The sequence below is a fragment of the Rickettsia amblyommatis genome, from assembly GCF_002078335.1.
In the GTDB taxonomy this organism is placed as follows: Bacteria; Pseudomonadota; Alphaproteobacteria; order Rickettsiales; family Rickettsiaceae; genus Rickettsia; species Rickettsia rickettsii.
Window position 1 is genome coordinate 1,328,035 of sequence record NZ_CP015012.1, and the last position, 16,926, is coordinate 1,344,960.

The window sequence follows — 16,926 nt, forward strand, 5'->3', positions numbered from 1 at the left end:
TATAGTAAATTTCAATAGACCTCTTCCCAAGCGTCGCTTCTAGAGGTAATTTATACGTCGATCCGGTACTCGCATCTTCACGTGTTTCTATATACGCTGTGGTGCTGTGTTCCGTGTCTCCTTTAAATTCCTCTCTATAAGCTGGTTTGGGAAGAGGTCTAATAAGAATATATAAAAATACCCTTAAAAAGCAATATTAATAATTTTACATAAATTATTAATATAATTATACTATACCGCTACATATGTTTTAACAAAATTATACGAATGTTAATTTTACTTATCAAAACTTTTTATTCTTTAAAATTCTTATCTTCTTTTTTTAGCTGATTTTCTTTTTAGCAAAAATTAAGTCCTTTGCTTTAATCTAAACTTCATTAAATTATGCAAAAACTTATTGGCTCAATCCTGTTAATTTCAGGTACTTGTATAGGTAGCGGTATGATAGCACTACCCATGGTATTAGCAAAATTAGGTATTATAATACCTAGTATAATATTGATGTTTATAATTTGGTTTATAATGTATTATACTTCTTTAATTAACCTAGAGTTTGATCTTCAAGCGGGTCAAGGCTTAATACTTGGGTATTGGGAAAATATTTTTCAGGACATACTGCTCAAATCATCAGTACGGTAAGCCTTAAGCTCCTTTCATATGCTTTACTTGCAGTATTTATTATACGGAGGCTCTTCAATATTACAGAAGTTATTAGCTTTAAATACAAGTATAACTTATATAGGAGCATGGTGTATTATTATTACCTCTAAAGTTAGTAGATTATATAAATCGGGTACTATTTAATCGGATTGCTTATAATAATTGCAATTTTAGTTATTGGACTTGTTTCTATGATTCAGTGGGATAATTTACCGTTATTCTCACCAAATTGTAAAGAAATATCTATATGGGGTGTAGTAACTCCGGTAGTTTTTACTTCATTTGGTTTCCAAGTAATCTTCCATACCTTAACTAATTATTGTAACAAAAATGCTAAAGACGGCGTTTTTATTTGGAAGCTTAATTCCTTCAATAGTATATATAATTTGGACTTGTAGTATTCTTATTGTAGCACATCATAATAATACAACATTTTATCAACAAATGATTACCAGTAATGTAGAAGTCGGAGATTTAATAATTAAGGAATTAAGTAATATAGCAAAATGGCCGTCCGTACAATTATTAGTTTAGATAATTTCAACTCTTGCTATCGTTACATCAATACTAGGAGTAGGGCTATGTGATTCCCTTAAAACTATGTTTATGAATTCGATACCGAATGTAGTAATGCGTAATATGACCGCTTCTATTGTTACTATATTACCAGCTTATATTGTAGCAGTAGTAGTACCTAATGCTTTTATTACAATTTTAGGATTTGCTGGTATGATTCTTGTAATTATTGCAATTTTATTACCGGTTTATCTGTTATATAAAGCAAAGATAAATAATTTATTATCTTAAAACAATATCTAATTATTATATGCGTAATTGTCGAAATGCTTATAATGGGCTATGAACTTGTTAATATAGTAACTAAATAATAAGACTATTTATTATTTATAAATATACTAGTAATATTGAAAAATAGGAATTTTGTAAATATAAATATTATGATAATAGGAAATAATATAGAAACAATCAAACATATAGGAAATAACGGACAAATATCCCTGGGGAAGAAATATGCAGGAAAACAGATACAAGTTTTAACCTTAAGTGACGGTACTATAATAATAAAGCCCGGTAAGTTCATTCCTGATAATGAGATGTGGCTTTATAGGAACAATAATAACGAGATGCTTGATAAAGCAATAGGATGGACAGAAAAAAATAAAAGATAAACATCGTCATTGCAAGGAAGGTACGAAGTAACTGACGAAGCAATCTCGGAAAAATTCCTGAGATTGCCACGCGCACTAACATTCGCTCGCAATGACGATTTGGTATCCACGCAATAATGACGTAAAGCAATTCTGATTTAGTTAGAGTTAAAAGTTCTTGTCTCCAAATTACCAAATTTAGAAAATTGACTATCATAATAAAGCGGAACATTTCCAATTGGTCCGTTACGATGTTTTGCAACAATTATATCGGCAATATTATATACTTTGTTGAGCTTATCTAACCATTCGGCATGTTTAGCATCGCCTGCTGCCGGTTCTTTTCTAGTTAAATAATATTCTTCACGATAAATAAACATTACTATATCAGCATCCTGTTCTATAGTTCCCGATTCTCGAAGATCGGATAGCATAGGTTTTTTATCCTCACGTAGTTCTACCGCTCTTGAAAGCTGAGATAACGCAATAACCGGAATATTTAACTCTTTTGCTATTGCTTTTAAACCTTGGGTTATCTCTGAAATCTCGCTAACTCTATTTTCAGATTTACTTACTCCTCTAATTAATTGTAAATAATCAATAAATAATATACCGAGATTATGCTTGCGTTTCATTCTTCTAGCTCTTGTTCTGATAGCGGAAATAGATAGAGCAGGGGTATCATCGATAAAAAATTGTAATTCCGATAAAGTATTCGCTTCCTTGCGAAGACGGTTATATTTTTCTTCACCTAGAATCCCCGTACGAAGAGAAGTAGAATCAATTTCTGCACACATTGAAAGTAGACGTGTGGTTAGCTGTTCTGAGGACATTTCTAAAGAGAAAAAACCTACTGACTGAATTTCTTGATTATCTCTAATATTTTTAAGACGCATATTATTACAGGCATTAAATGCAAGATTTATAGCAAATGCCGTTTTACCCATCGACGGACGTCCTGCAAGAATTATAAGATCGGAATTGTGAAAGCCGCATAATTTATTATCTAGATCAATCAAACCGGTAGATATACCGATTACATGATCATTATTTTTCATAGCCCTATTAATACTAGCTAGTGACTCTGAAATAGATATACCGATTTTGGTAAAACTTTTTTCATTCAAGCCTTCGCTAGCTAAATCGTAAAGTTTAGCTTCGGCATGTTCAATCTGTTCCTTTGCTGCAACTTCTAATGAAGAATTATAGGCATTATTTACTACTTCTTCACCGATATTTATTAAATTACGCTTTATTGCTAAATCATATATTATTTTACCATAATCAACTGGATTTATTACCATCATTGACATAGTTATCAATTTTGCTAAATACTCCACTCCTTCTACTGCTTGAAATAGTTCATCTTGAGTTAACATACTACGTAAAGTAATAGGTGTAGCTGTCAGCCCTTTTTCAGTAATTTTCTCAATTGCCTTATAGATTTTTTGATGAATAGGTTCAAAAAAATGTTCGTCACGTAAAAATTCTGATACGTAATTTAGTAATTCGTTATTGGTTAAAATTGCCCCAAGTAGCATTTGCTCTGCTTGAACATTTGAAGGTAAAACCCTTGGTATAGGTAAATTATCTTCGTTATCAGCTAATATATTATTTGTTTCGTTATTTATTTTATTACGTGCCATTGTTGTTTGTTAAATTATTATATGGTTTGAAAAAAGAAGCCCTTTATGTCATCCCCACGAGGTATTGTTGCGTGGATACCGAGTAGTCATTGCAAGCAGCCGTAGGCTGCGTGGCAATCTAGGAGAATGATAAAAAAAATTCTGTAAATCAGAATTTTTACTGGATTGCTTCGTCAATTACTTATGTAATTTCCTCGCAATGACTTTAAAACCGATCCACACAACAAAGCCCAAAACAGAACATTTTACATTATTCATCCTTTGCTTCATTTCTACGTTCAGCAATTAATTTATCTACTAAACTTTCTTCCGGTGAAAAATATTTATTAATGATATTACGGGCTTTTTTTAATGCAAGTTTTAATAGTAAAGTTGATACTTTATTGCTCATAACTATCCCAGCGTTTAATTAAATTAGTTTCGATATCGAAAAAATCTAAAACTCTAGTAATAGAATGATTCACTATATCATCTATACTTACAGGGTTATTATAAAAAGCCGGCACAGGCGGCGATATAATGCCGCCGTAACTTGCCACTTTTAACATATTTTCTAAATGTCCGATATGCAAAGGAGTTTCACGGGTCATTAAAATAAGTTTTCTTCTGTCTTTAAGTACAACACCTGCTGCTCTACTAATTAAATTATCTTCTATTGAGTGAGCAATACTTGCTAAGGTCTTCATACTACAAGGGGCTATTATCATGCCTGAAGTTTTAAAAGAGCCGCTTGAAATAGTAGCACCTAAATCTTTATCGTCATAATAATAATTAGCCAGTAGCTTAACTTCATCTATAGAATATTTAGTTTCGAGCTTTATAGTAAGAGCTGCTCCCTCTGAAATAACCAAATGAGTTTCGATATTTTGTTGCTTTAGTACTTCAAGCAAACGAATACCGTATATTGCTCCTGAAGCTCCAGAAATTGCTATAACAATTTTTGTTTCTTTATTCATCTAGGTTTCTATAATTTATCAGTTTAGTATATAATAATAAAAAAATTATAAAATACATTATATATGCGAATAGCAAAAATATTATTACCGGTAGCAAAATTATTTCCGCTAGATTATTTAATACCTGAAGATTTAGAGCTAAACATAGGTGATCTTGTGGTAGTGCCTTTTAGAAATAAGGAATTAACCGGCATAGTATGGGAGCTTGTTTCAAATTCCGAGGCAAAAAAAATAAAAACTATTAGAGCGAAAGTACCGTTAAATTTAAATATTACTTCAGAAGTTTTAGAATTAATTCAATGGATGAGTAGCTACTATATGTCAGAGCTTGGGAGCATAGCCAAGTTAGTATTACCTATAGATATTGCTGAAAAACCGATTAAAGTTAAGGAGCAGAAAGTCAATAATAACTTTGTGCTACCTGATTTGTCAGAAGAGCAGAAACAAGCAGTAACAATTTTAAATGAAAGTAATAAGCCAACACTTGTTAAAGGTGTTACGGGATCAGGTAAAACAGAAATATATTTTCATCTAATAGCAGATTACTTAGCAAAAGGCAAACAAGTGCTTGTTATGTTGCCTGAAATTGCTTTAAGTACACAAATTATTAATCGTTTTATAGAGCGATTCGGTTTTGAGCCTATTATATGGAACTCAAGCGTTACCAAAGCTCACAAGAAAATGATTTTAAGAGGTATATTAAGCGATAAAGTTAAAGTAGTAATTGGGGCTAGAAGTAGTTTGTTTTTACCTTTTCAAAATCTCGGTTTAATAGTTATAGATGAGGAGCATGACGATTCCTATAAACAAGATGACGGTATATTATATAATGCTAGGGATACGGCTATCGTAAGAGGTACATTTGATAAAGCACAAATTGTTTTGTGTGCGGCAACACCGTCTATTGAAACGATACATAATATAGAAATGGGTAAATATCAATTGGTTACATTGGTTAATAGATACAAAAATGTCGATTTGCCAAATATAGAAATAATCGACATGACTAAAGAAAAGCTATCTAAGAATTCCTATTTATCCAAGATTCTTATAGAAGCTATCAAAGGTAATTTAGATAATAAAAAGCAAGTCTTATTATTTCTTAATAGGCGTGGTTATGCTCCGCTCATGCTATGCAAAGCTTGCGGTCACAGATTTACCTGTAAATTCTGCTCTTCTTGGATGGTAGTACATAAAGCGACTAAAAAACTTGAATGTCACCATTGCGGTTATCAAAGTAAAATTTTTAGTTCTTGTCCTGAATGTCTAGAGGATGAAACATTAACTATCTGTGGTCCAGGTATAGAGAGAATAGAGGAAGAAGCAAAAGCACTTTTTCCTGAGAGTAAAATTGTGGTGATAAGTAAAGATCATGCTAAAAGCCCGGAAAAAATAGCACAGCTTCTACATCAAATGGAAAATTTAGAAATTGATATTTTAATAGGTACACAAATAATAACAAAAGGTTATCACTTTCCGAATCTTACTTTAGTTGGAGTAATAGATGCCGATCTTGGAAGCAATAATGCCGATCTTAGAGCATCTGAGCGAACTTTTCAGCTACTACATCAAGTAGGTGGTAGAGCGGGTAGAGAAGATAGTAAAGGTGTAGTATATTTACAAAGCTATTATCCTGATAATACAATTTTTAGTTATGTTAAAACCGGTGATGAAGAGAGTTTTTTTGCAAATGAACTTGAAATAAGAAAATCAGCAGATATGCCGCCATTTTCCAAAACAGCATCGGTAATTTTATCAGGTTCCAGTGAGGCTAAAATTCTAGAAATTGCTAGGGATATGGTCCGAATTGCACCAAAAGCAAACGTGAAAATTTTAGGACCGGCAAGATCATTAATGTCAAAGCTCGCTGGTAAATATCGTTACCGGATACTTATTATAGCCGATAAGAAATTTAATTTGCAGAAATATTTAAAATTTTGGCTAAGCCTTATAAAAATTCCTTCTTTTTGCCATCTAAAAATAGATATCGATCCTAAAAGTTTTTATTAGCTTCTATATCTTTCTCCTTTATTCTTCGACGGTGGAACATTAGATGAATGAGGAGAAGGATTGGTAAGAGATTTTTGTATTTCTGCTATAGCTTTTTTAGTATTTTGAGTAGAATTTTTTATAGCCTCTTTATAAAAGCAGCTTTAGCTTTATCTCCGATAAAAGAATATTTTATAAAATTACCAATATTTTTCCAAATAGGATTATTATCCATTTTTGTAGTTTCTTCACACCATTTACCTACCTCTTTCAGTTTTGCTTCAACTTTAACTATAGTAGCTGGATTATATTTATTATAAATCTGAATAATATTATTTATTTTTTCTTTAAATTCAATGTGTTTCCTACTTTGTTTCAAATGAGCAGCTATATCATCATTGTTTACTAATTCTCTAAGATTATCAATTATATCAGATAATTTAGGTGGTTCAGGTAATTTATAATGTTGATTGATTTTTTCAAATTTATCTTTGTATGGATGATTCTTTATTAGATCATCTTCTATAAAAGAAACAAACTCTTTTTGAGGTACGCCTACTTGTTTTATTAGCCGTCCTAATGATTGTTCATAAGCTTTAATAGTAACATAAAGACGCTTCCCTGCCATAGAACCGCTTAATGCTATATAGCGGCTAAATTCCGGAATCAAAGCATCTTTGGTATCAATATTATGATCTTTAAAAAATTTCTCTATTTTCTCTTTTACGGTTAAATTAGATTGTTTTTTAGGTGTTTCTTCCGGTACTTTTGTTTCTTCCGGAGCCGGTTTTGAAAAAATAATAGGCTTTTGGGTTTCAACTTGCGGAGATGGGGTGGTGACAAATATATCAAGTGCTTGGGAATGTGTAATTAAGTCAGTCTGTTTTTTATGTGCCTCGTTCCATGCCTTTATTTGCTCAGAAGTAGGTTTTGGAGGAACAGCTGGTTTTGTATTTTTTGGTGAGTTATTTGACATATTTTTGATTTTTTTCCCACTCTTGTATTCTATCTTTTACTGATTTTGGAATATTATCTTGTGTCATATTAAGCTCCTATGTTTATTTACATCATTAAACAGCTTGCTTAAATTTTTTATAAATTGCAAGCAAACTTTCTTTTTGTAATGCAATATTTTACTATAAGATAGTTAGGTTATATATTAGAACCCAAGTTATTAACTAAAATGAGATATGAATTTTATGTACCCCCATATTAGACTTAGAAGAAATAGAAAAGCTTTTTGGCTTAGAGAGTTAATATCCGAAAGTAATTTATCGGTTAGTGATTTAGTATTGCCTTTATTTGTTGTTGAAGGACATAATGAAAGGCAAGAAATTAAAACTATGCCTGGTATATATCGTTTATCGATTGATCAAATAGTAGAAACGGCAAAAGAAGCAGCAGAGCTTGGTATTAATGTTATTACATTATTTCCGAGTATTGATCAAAGTCTAAAAAGTGACAATGCTGATGAGGCTTATAATTTAGATAATTTAATATGTAGAACTATTAGAAGCATCAAAAACGCTAATATCGATATTGGTATAATATGCGATGTAGCACTTGATCCTTATACTACACATGGTCATGACGGTATTGTGCATCATGGGGCAGTTGATAATGATAGATCAGTAAGAGCTTTGTGTAATCAAGCATTAGTGCTAGCAAAAGCTGGAGTAGATATTGTTGCACCTTCCGATATGATGGATGGAAGAATCGGGGCTATAAGGGAATATCTTGACAAAGAGGGATTTATAAATGTTGGAATTCTTGCTTATGCCGTTAAATATGCTTCAAGTCTTTACGGTCCGTTTCGCGATGCTGTTAAGAGTAATAAAAAGAATTATTTAGATAAATCAAGCTATCAAATGGATGTACGTAATATTAAGGAAGCAATGCTTGAGATTGAGCATGATATAGCAGAGGGAGCCGATATGGTAATGGTGAAGCCTGGTATGCCGTTTTTGGATGTTATTCGTGAAGCGGCAAATAATTTTAATGCTAAAATTTTTGCATATCAGGTTAGTGGAGAATATGCAATGTTAAAATTTGCAGCAGAAGCAGGGGCAATTGATTGGGAGAGAGCTTTGATGGAGTCATTAATTAGTTTTAAACGTGCCGGTGCTACAGGTATATTTACCTATGCAGCTCTTGAAGTAGCTGAAATATTAAAGAACAATAAAATTAAGTAGAAAATGGCTTCTGTCCTTGATATAAAATAATATGTTTTATAATTATATCAAAATTATCAATTTGATGTAAATCATTATAAAGAGGCGAAGATGACGTAAAATAAGAAATCAGTATTTAAAGGTTGGAATTTTTTAAAGCCTAAAGGAGGCGGAGCTAATGAGACAGGAGAGCATGGCGGAGTATATCAAAGCTTAGACGGTAAAATTACGGCGATGATAAACAAAGAGGCTTCAAGCGCAAAAAATATAGCCGAGTTTTTTCTCAAATTTTTGAAACTATAAGTCCTGGAAATGGAGCAAAGGTTAATTTAATTGCTCCTGATGATTTTAATAAATCTAAAGCTGTTGATTCGCAAATATATGTCAAATCTGAATTTTTTGAGAATTATAGTAGCGATATGTATGTGGACATGGATAAACATATGTCTGCTAAAACTAAACCGAGTTCTTGGTTTAGAAAGGACGGCGGTAGACCACTTTTTATAGGGCTAGAAATAAATTATTTAGAACCTTAGAAAATGCTTTTAAGGAAATTAAGTATCAGAACTTTGAAAACATTATGCCGGCAAGTTTATTGATAGGCGATTTTGATATACATGTTGGAAATATAGGAGTTATCAGAGATCAAAACAATCCAAAAACTTTACCTAAATTAGTAAGAATTGATTTTGCTGGTAGTTTTGAAAATAATATATATCCGCATTCAAGAGCTAAACATTTGCCTGGATTAGGTCCCACTAACCATTTTAGAGAATTTCCTTCTAATTTAAGAACAAAAAATCCTAATTTTGCCGATAGCTTACTTGCAGTTTCTAAAATTGATTTAAGCAAAACTATTGATAAAAGTTTTGATGAATTAACTAAATATTATAGTAATGAAGCAATTGCAGAATGTACAAAACAAGCGATGCCAAAGCAATTTAATAATAAACACTCTAAACAAATAACGCCTGAAGAAATTAAGGCTAGTCTAATAGATACAATGAAAAAAAGGCAAGAATCCTTAAAGGAATACGGCTTAGAAATTAAAGTAAATAGTTTAATTATCTAAAAAATATAGTTTTCCTTATTACGAAGTAAAAGAGCAAGGATTAAAAACATTAATGAAAGAGTATCCCGATTATTTTGAGAAAATTCTTAATTATGAAGAAAGAAAAAAGGAGGACAAAAACTTAAATTAAGAAATAAAATTACTACTAATTTTGCAAGAATTTTAGAAATACTTGGTATGAGAGATAGTGCGAAAAAACATTTAATAAAGACAATAAAAAGTTTAAATGAAGATATTAAAGATACAAGAAATTTAGCTGGTTCTTCTTATAAAATAAAGAAAGAACCAAAACAAAAGTCGGTAAAGACAAATATATATGCAAACAGAGAATATGTAGATGCTCTAGAAAAATTTAAGAAAGAAGTTGGAACGGATTATATTGTTAGTGTTACTCCAAGTCAATTAGGTCTAGCTAAAAAAGCTAAACAAAAAGACCAAGATTTATTAAAATTAGATGAAGAAAATCTAAAACATATAAAGAATCTAAAAGAAAAGGTTATGAAGCCTACTAAAACTATTGCAGCTAGTGTTGTTAATAAAAAGTCTACACCGGCTAAAACGAGATAATAAATGAACCAAGCAACAAGAAGCCTACAACTAAATAATTAATCAGTAAAAGCCCATATTGCATCGGCAGCTTAATTATCTCAATCTTTTTAGAAAAATACATGGCTTTTACTACTTTAAGGTAATAAAACGCAGCAACTACGCTGGTAAAAATACCACAATAAGCTAATGCGAATTCTTCTTGATTAATTGCTTGGTACAAAAGGTAATATTTACCGAAAAATCCTGTAAGAGGAGGGATTCCAATCATTGAAAACATAACTATGCTAATTACGGCAGCTATAGTTTTATGGTGCTCTGCAATTCCTTGTATAGTTTTAAAACTAGCTTTATCGGTGTCTTTACCGAGCAGTATAATTAAGCAAGTAAAAAAGCCTATACTCCCTACCGCATATATTAGAATATATAGTAGAGCTGCTTTATATCCTTCTTGATTATGCAGAAGAACGCCGATTAATACATAACCGATATTTAAAATAGTACTATAAGCCATTAATCTTTTTAGAGAAGTTTGACGAATGGCTCCAAAAACTCCAAGCAGCATAGATAATATAGCAATTATCTTTATTAAATTATAATTAATAGGGTAGTAATTACCTATAATTAATTTGCTGATATTGAATAAAACAATAACCATACCTATTTTTGAAGCAGTGGTGAAATAAGTAACCGAAGTAATCGGTGATCCTTCATATACGTCAGGGACCCAAAAATGGAGTGGAACACTTGAGAGTTTAAAGAAAATACTACTTAAAAATAGTACAATACCGATTATTAAACCAAGATTTATTCCGGAATTATCATTTAGTTTATATAAGATATCCTCAAATTGTAGACTTCCGCCGAATCCGTATATAAAAGAAATACCGAATAATGATAAACAACTAACTAAACTACCTAAGATAAAATATTTTAAAGCACCTTCCGATGATTTCATATCATTTAATTTGAATCCTGCAAGTGCATATGAAGTTAAAGCAGTAAGCTCCATACCGCAGAATAATAATAGAAAATTCCGTGATGAAATTGCAACAAAAATACCTACGACCGATAATAACATTAAAGTAATAAATTCAAACTTTAATTCCTCAGCAACAAGAATAGAGTAATCACGGTATATAATCATGGAGATAATAGTGAATAGTAGAACTATGCTTTTACTAATACCGATATTTATTCCGGTAGCAAATGAGTACCATACTCCTTCATAACTTGAGTACTTAAAGGTAAGAAAAATTGATAATATGCATAGTAAAATAATGATATTAGAAATAATTCTATTTTTATTTGGGATCATTACGGCAAAAAACTGCCCTAAAAGTGCTATTAAAGTCAAAGTTATTTCAGGAAGTAGCAGTAGCATATAAAACTAATATTATTTATGGAAATATAGATATTAGTAAATAAATCATTTTTTATCAACAAACTTATATATAATATTGAACTTTAATACTACCTCTAATTAAAATTATTTTCTTCGTAAAATTATATTATACAAAAAAAGCCTAAACATGATAAGATTGTACGTAGTGCATTTGAAAACCCTATAGTTGCTAAAGCCCTCTACAGCTTAGTTCTAATAATCCCTCTTTGTCCTTATTCTTTAGCAGACTTCGTGTCCTGTGCAAATATATTATTACCGGCTATTAAAATTCCTATGGCTAATATATTTTAGATGTTCGTTTCATATTTTTATATTTCATAACTATAAGTGCTAATTTTGTTGAGTGTATAATTTCTTATACATTAATAATTAATAATGGCAATAAATAAAAAAAATAAATTATTTTGGTTAATCAATTTTAAATTGCTTAAATACAATTAAATTCTTAAACTCACACCTAATAATTGTTTTAATCTAATTAGGTTTTCTAATAAAAATATACTTTCTACTATTAAGTAAAAATATGAAGCCTTCTACTTCAAAATCATTAACTGACAAGTTAAGAACCTTATATAGCTCTCACGATACTTTACCAAAGCTAATAGAAGATACGAAAATCAAAGCTCAGTCTTTAGATGAATATTACGTAAAATTACAGATATTATTGAGTGAAGACGATGAAGCAGCTAAAGCAGCATTACGCAATAAAGTTGTCGGAGACAAGAGATCGATAGAAATAGAGAATATTTTTAAAGCCATAGATACGGAAAGATAAGAGAGCTGTTTAATAAAAATTATCAAGTTCAAGAAGAAAAAATTGATAATATAGTTAAGTCACTAGATGAAGAACATAAGTTTGAGATACTTCGCAGAAATCTACCTAATAAAAGTGAATCAGAAATAAAAAATATCATTGAGCAAGTAAACAGAATAAAAGCAGATGTCGGTAAAGTACTGTTACTCGGTAGTGCAGGCATAGGTAAAACCACGTTAATGCATTATATATCTTATAAATGGGGAAAAGGGGAGTTATGGGGGGAAAAGGGGAGTTATGGAGCGATAAGTTTGAATTATGTTTTTAGAGTAAAAGAATTATTAAATGCAAGTTGGAAAGACGGTTATAGTGGGTATTTTGATATTAATAATTTATCTCAAAGTAAGCTTAATTGTTTTATCCATTATTGTTTAGGCAGTAGTGAAAGTACCTTAAGTGTTAAGGCAATAATGGATAAAATAAAGATAAGATGTTGTTATTACTTGATGGGTATGACTAAGTAGCACATCTAAATACTCGAGATGAATTTAAAAAGTTAACAGATAAAATATTAGAATATAAAAACGTAATAATGAGTTCTAAACCTAATGCGGTTGTAGAAGAAATGCGTAACAGGTTTGCACGGAAAGTAGACAATACAGGCTGGGATAGTGAGGGAATAGAGCAATATGTACATAAAAATTTTGAGTATGATAAAGAGCTAGGAGTACAATTAAAAAGCTTTTTGGATACTCCATAGCCAAAAGAAATATGTGAAGTTCCTATCAATACTGCATTAATATGTTTGGTTTGGAGTGATCAAGATATAAGGGATCAGTTTCACAAAAACAGTGATGAAGATTTTAATATAAGTCGTTTATATAGTGAAATAATAAACTGGCTTAATAATTAGGCATCTAGAAAAAACCCAAAATAAATATAAAAATAAAACTGAAGCTAATTATATAGATGAAGTTATAGAACAAGGATGATTAAAAAGAGAAGGAAGTAATTATCAATTTATTCACTTAACTATTCAAGAATTTTTAGCCGCATGTTATTTAAAAAAGCTGTAACATGTAATGTTGATAGGGGATATTAGAGTTAGGGATTGAAAGAAAGATTATACTTTTAATGCATTTATTAGCTCAAAGCAAAATGAACGGGAAATTTGATAGTAGAATACCGAATTTAAAACAAATACAAAATTTAATAGATGAAGTTGCGCTAAAAGATATTACGGGTTGAGAACAACATATAATAGACAGCGGTTATTTATCGGAAGCGATTGTTAAAGCAGTAAATGAAAAATTACAAAACAAAAAACCTGATCCTCAAGAATTTAAAACAGTTATAGGCATCATCACAGGATTAGCAAATAGAAATGAATGGGGCAGTAAAACAAAAATTTATAAGAGGTTAACAAGCCTATTAGAAATTAAAGAGGAACAATTACAAAAATTAGCCCAAATATGAGATGAGACGATAGATCAGACAGTATTACAGGAAAGCTTTAAAAAAAATAATACCGTTATTAAATAAAAAGGTATTAAATGCATATGTAAATATAATATTGATTGAAATAATTAATATTATGCCTAATTTAGATATAAAAATATTAAATCAGGTAAAAAAATTATACAACCAATACTTAGTTACTAAAAGCTTAGTTAAGATAGTAAATACAACACCTAATATAGCACCCAAGGCATTTAATGCACTGCAAGAATTATTTAATGATCCTATAGAAAATTTCAAGTTCGAGGCAGTTTCAGTTTTAGTTGAAATAGTAAAAGCAAAGCCTAATTTAGTAAAAGAAGCATTGAACATATTGAACACACTAATCCGTAATGCTCATTATATCAAATTTGATACTGTGCAATGTTTAAAATCAGAATAACTATTTGGTAACCCTAATAATGAAATTTTATATCAAGCGACTCGAAGCTTAACTGAAATGCTAAGTGTAATGCATGAACAAGAAGCTTTAGATACACTACAAGATCTTACTAAATGATTCTAATATTTATATTAAGACTACGGCTGTTTTAAGCTTAGATTTAATATATATTGTACCCAGTTTAACATTAGCAATATTTAGTATATTGAAAGAAGTATTAAACGATTCCAGCAACGAAGTCAAAATTGTAGTTATTTGGAGCTTAACTGAAACAGTACGTATAAATCCTAGTTTAGTCCAAGAGACATTAAAAATATTGAATACACTACTTAATAACCCTAGTAATTATATTGAATTCACAATCACCAAAATCCTAGGTTGGATAATACAAATAAACCCCAATATATCACATGACGCATCTAAAATACTAAAAAATCTATTTAGTAATTCTGACTATATTATTAAATCCGAGTCTGCTTTAAGTTTAGTTGAATTAGGAAAGGTCAAACCGGCAGAAGAAGCATTTAAAGTGTTCAAAGATATACTCAGTGACCCTTATGTTGACAGATATGCTAAGTATGAAGCTGCTTGGAATTTAATTGAAATATTAAAAGTAATGTTAGTTAATAAAGGGGGTCATAAACAATTTAATGAATTAAAAATAATTTACTTAACTAAAATTGAAGCATTCCAATTTGATGAAGATTTACACACAAAGGCAAACACCATCCTACACAAAATAACCGACCATATCATATCACTCAAGAATATAAGAAAAGTAAAAATCCTGAAGTAATAGAATGGTTTACTACAAGTTTTAACGAATTACCAAAAATAAAAGAAAATAGCCACTATTTATCCAGCAGAAATTAACACAGAACTAAGAGGCAACTATTTAACGAATTAGCAGTCCAAGAACCATGTGATTGCTTTATTAAGAATGAAAAGCTTGAGCCTGAAGAAGAAAAACAGATATTTAAACATAGTAGTAAGCTGAAGTTTTCAAGTGCAATAATTCAAGATGCAAAAATAAGGTTGAAAACCAGTAATTTTAAATTACTAGATGCTGGGGCAAATAAAAGATTAGATGCCTATGCAATTAAGATAGATAGCCACAATAAAACACTAAAAGCTAGTGGAACAATACAAAAAGCAGAAATCTTTAGAGAAATTGAAAGTTTAGCACAAGAAAGCCCATTATTATACGATTACTGTAATGCATTTTATTGGAATATAAAAAAATATCATAAATGCTTGCTGTATTGCTGAAACTAAAATATTTAAAAATAATATTAATGAGAAAGAGGGTATAATAAAAATATTAGCAAAAGGTATAGATTTAATAACGCAAAGTTTCTTAATAGATATATTAACAGATTTGGCTTGCAGTATAGTAGCAGCAAGGCATGAGAGAAAGCATGGAAATAAAGTAATTAGTATAAACGATATTATTCGCAATAAAATTGGAATGGAGGATTTAGACGATAACTTAAAGAAAATAGCTATTATTAAAACACAAGAATGTAGAAACGAAATAATAAATCTCTCAAAAACACCTATATCAAATTCTTATTCCACTAAATTTCGAGCTAATATAAAAGAATTAGGTAATGTAGTTAGAGAATTTGGGCTTCCTAAAGCTATAGAAAGACATGATAAGGACAATATAGATGTGCAACTAGCTTTAAAGGACTCTATATTTATTTATTGAATCTTTATATACAAACCGTGATGATATATTGAATGAAAAAAACGATTCTTACGTGCAGGATGAAAAGGGTGAAAATAGTAATATTGTCTAATGTTAATCTCTTCTGACACCTAATAAATGTAAAATCAGATAAGCAGCAATTGCCACTCTCCTAAGAATCGTGTATGCTGGTTTTCCCGCACACAGCTCAAACCTTGTTAGACCCAGCTATTTGGTTGTGTGTCACCTTACTCCCATTCAATGGAGCGTTTTATTATGAACCTAATGCACATGTGATGAGTTTCTTTTGAGTCGGCTCACGCTTTTCAAAATATTTCTTAATATGCCGGATCATATATTGTAGTATCCATTTTAACTTTCACATGTCTTACAATCGGTAAATATTTCATTTTGAGTATCTTTATTCATACTCTTAGGTTTCATCTAGTGACATAGATGGTTGCCTAGCGGACACAACTCTTTGATACAACCTCGTGTCACACACTATGATATGGCTTTTCGGTTATTTAGGTATATGTTAGATATTGCTGAATATCATAGAAAGTACTAAAAAATACAAAATTTCCTTTCATATATCCTTTAGTGTTTTATAATGGCATACAAAAATATACTGCTCCTTTAAATTTATGGGAATTATTTGAAAATAGTGAATTAGTAAAAGCTACTTGGATTAATGATTATCAGCGAATTAATGTTCATGAAATTCCTGATGAAAAATTGACAGAAAATACTTGGTCCGGAATTTTATAATTTGTTATGAAGCACATTCATACACGCGATTTGTTAAAGAGATGGTAAGAAATAGCGGACCTTTTACCTATATTTGCTGAGGTTAATATAGGGATTATAGAGTTAATTTTATTCTACACTTTGAACAAACTTGGTCAAAATGATATAATAGAAATAGAAAAAATACTTAAATCACAATTAATATAGCCCCAAATTTAATC

General features: G+C 30.4%; 18 protein-coding genes and 3 pseudogenes. 15 read left to right on the top strand and 6 right to left on the bottom strand.

All coding sequences use genetic code 11. From position 1 onward, the window contains the following. Positions 1-10 precede the first annotated feature (10 nt). Positions 11-163: pseudogene (locus A3305_RS07585) on the bottom strand (palindromic element RPE1 domain-containing protein); the annotation flags it as partial. 221 nt (positions 164-384) lie between these two features. Between A3305_RS07585 and A3305_RS07590 the strand changes: the two are divergent. From A3305_RS07590 to A3305_RS07610, 4 genes are all read left to right on the top strand, one after another. Next, complete coding sequence (locus tag A3305_RS07590; protein WP_014392408.1) at positions 385-639, top strand: aromatic amino acid transport family protein; 255 nt, start codon at positions 385-387, stop codon at positions 637-639. 170 nt (positions 640-809) lie between these two features. Beyond that, positions 810-1,058, top strand: a complete 249-nt coding sequence (locus tag A3305_RS10915) for an aromatic amino acid transport family protein (RefSeq protein WP_226983921.1) — start codon at positions 810-812, stop codon at positions 1,056-1,058. A 202-nt stretch (positions 1,059-1,260) separates the two neighbouring features. Then, on the top strand, positions 1,261-1,467 hold the full coding sequence (locus tag A3305_RS07605) for an aromatic amino acid transport family protein (RefSeq protein WP_014392409.1): 207 nt from the start codon (positions 1,261-1,263) through the stop codon (positions 1,465-1,467). Positions 1,468-1,616: 149 nt separating this feature from the next. Then, positions 1,617-1,847 carry a hypothetical protein gene (locus A3305_RS07610; protein ID WP_014392410.1) on the top strand — a complete coding sequence of 77 codons (231 nt, stop codon included), beginning with the start codon at positions 1,617-1,619 and terminating at the stop codon, positions 1,845-1,847. Between the two features lie 137 nt (positions 1,848-1,984). Here the strand turns inward: A3305_RS07610 and A3305_RS07615 are convergent, their stop codons facing one another. From A3305_RS07615 to A3305_RS07625, 3 genes are all read right to left on the bottom strand, one after another. Continuing rightward, positions 1,985-3,472: a replicative DNA helicase gene (locus A3305_RS07615; RefSeq protein ID WP_014392411.1), complete on the bottom strand. Its 1,488-nt coding sequence runs from the start codon at positions 3,470-3,472 to the stop codon at positions 1,985-1,987. A gap of 250 nt (positions 3,473-3,722) precedes the next feature. Then, entirely contained in the window at positions 3,723-3,863 is a 141-nt protein-coding gene (locus tag A3305_RS09695) for a hypothetical protein (protein WP_014392412.1), read from the bottom strand. Further along, the gene (locus A3305_RS07625; protein ID WP_014392413.1) at positions 3,853-4,428 is read right to left on the bottom strand and encodes a UbiX family flavin prenyltransferase; all 576 of its coding nucleotides are present in this window, start codon (positions 4,426-4,428) and stop codon (positions 3,853-3,855) included. The genes A3305_RS09695 and A3305_RS07625 overlap by 11 nt, the downstream gene beginning before the upstream one ends. A gap of 63 nt (positions 4,429-4,491) precedes the next feature. Between A3305_RS07625 and A3305_RS07630 the strand changes: the two genes are divergently transcribed. Further along, complete coding sequence (locus tag A3305_RS07630; protein WP_014392414.1) at positions 4,492-6,438, top strand: primosomal protein N'; 1,947 nt, start codon at positions 4,492-4,494, stop codon at positions 6,436-6,438. A 118-nt stretch (positions 6,439-6,556) separates the two neighbouring features. On the opposite strand, the gene A3305_RS10925 is transcribed toward A3305_RS07630, so the two are convergent. Beyond that, a complete protein-coding gene (locus A3305_RS10925; RefSeq protein ID WP_014392415.1) occupies positions 6,557-7,393 on the bottom strand; it encodes a hypothetical protein in 837 nt (278 codons plus the stop codon). Positions 7,394-7,616: 223 nt separating this feature from the next. Between A3305_RS10925 and hemB the strand changes: the two genes are divergently transcribed. Both hemB and A3305_RS07650 read left to right on the top strand, forming a co-directional pair. Continuing rightward, on the top strand, positions 7,617-8,609 hold the full coding sequence (gene hemB / locus A3305_RS07645; protein ID WP_014392416.1) for a porphobilinogen synthase: 993 nt from the start codon (positions 7,617-7,619) through the stop codon (positions 8,607-8,609). A gap of 99 nt (positions 8,610-8,708) precedes the next feature. Then, a pseudogene (locus A3305_RS07650) lies at positions 8,709-10,227 on the top strand (hypothetical protein); the annotation flags it as partial. Here the strand turns inward: A3305_RS07650 and nuoN are convergent. After that, entirely contained in the window at positions 10,214-11,590 is a 1,377-nt protein-coding gene (gene nuoN / locus A3305_RS07655; RefSeq protein ID WP_014392418.1) for an NADH-quinone oxidoreductase subunit NuoN, read from the bottom strand. The pseudogene A3305_RS07650 and the gene nuoN sit on opposite strands and share 14 nt — an antisense overlap. 544 nt (positions 11,591-12,134) lie before the next feature. On the opposite strand from nuoN, the gene A3305_RS09120 reads away from it, so the two are divergent. The 8 genes and pseudogenes from A3305_RS09120 to A3305_RS11910 all read left to right on the top strand — a co-directional run. Beyond that, positions 12,135-12,386 (top strand): hypothetical protein, encoded by a 252-nt coding sequence (locus tag A3305_RS09120; RefSeq protein ID WP_095531991.1) that lies wholly within the window; start codon positions 12,135-12,137, stop codon positions 12,384-12,386. A gap of 218 nt (positions 12,387-12,604) precedes the next feature. Continuing rightward, complete coding sequence (locus A3305_RS10930) at positions 12,605-12,889, top strand: hypothetical protein (RefSeq protein ID WP_226983922.1); 285 nt, start codon at positions 12,605-12,607, stop codon at positions 12,887-12,889. Positions 12,890-12,957: 68 nt separating this feature from the next. Beyond that, on the top strand, positions 12,958-13,125 hold the full coding sequence (locus tag A3305_RS10935) for a hypothetical protein (protein WP_226983923.1): 168 nt from the start codon (positions 12,958-12,960) through the stop codon (positions 13,123-13,125). 834 nt (positions 13,126-13,959) lie between these two features. Next, positions 13,960-14,265, top strand: a complete 306-nt coding sequence (locus tag A3305_RS09130; protein ID WP_155845528.1) for a hypothetical protein — start codon at positions 13,960-13,962, stop codon at positions 14,263-14,265. Between the two features lie 163 nt (positions 14,266-14,428). Beyond that, positions 14,429-15,061, top strand: a complete 633-nt coding sequence (locus A3305_RS07680) for a HEAT repeat domain-containing protein (RefSeq protein ID WP_331270789.1) — start codon at positions 14,429-14,431, stop codon at positions 15,059-15,061. A gap of 239 nt (positions 15,062-15,300) precedes the next feature. Then, positions 15,301-15,534, top strand: a complete 234-nt coding sequence (locus A3305_RS07685) for a hypothetical protein (RefSeq protein ID WP_045799405.1) — start codon at positions 15,301-15,303, stop codon at positions 15,532-15,534. 109 nt (positions 15,535-15,643) lie between these two features. Then, a complete protein-coding gene (locus A3305_RS07690; protein ID WP_014392022.1) occupies positions 15,644-15,976 on the top strand; it encodes a hypothetical protein in 333 nt (110 codons plus the stop codon). A 484-nt stretch (positions 15,977-16,460) separates the two neighbouring features. Then, a pseudogene (locus tag A3305_RS11910) lies at positions 16,461-16,906 on the top strand (Rpn family recombination-promoting nuclease/putative transposase); the annotation flags it as partial. Positions 16,907-16,926 lie beyond the last annotated feature (20 nt).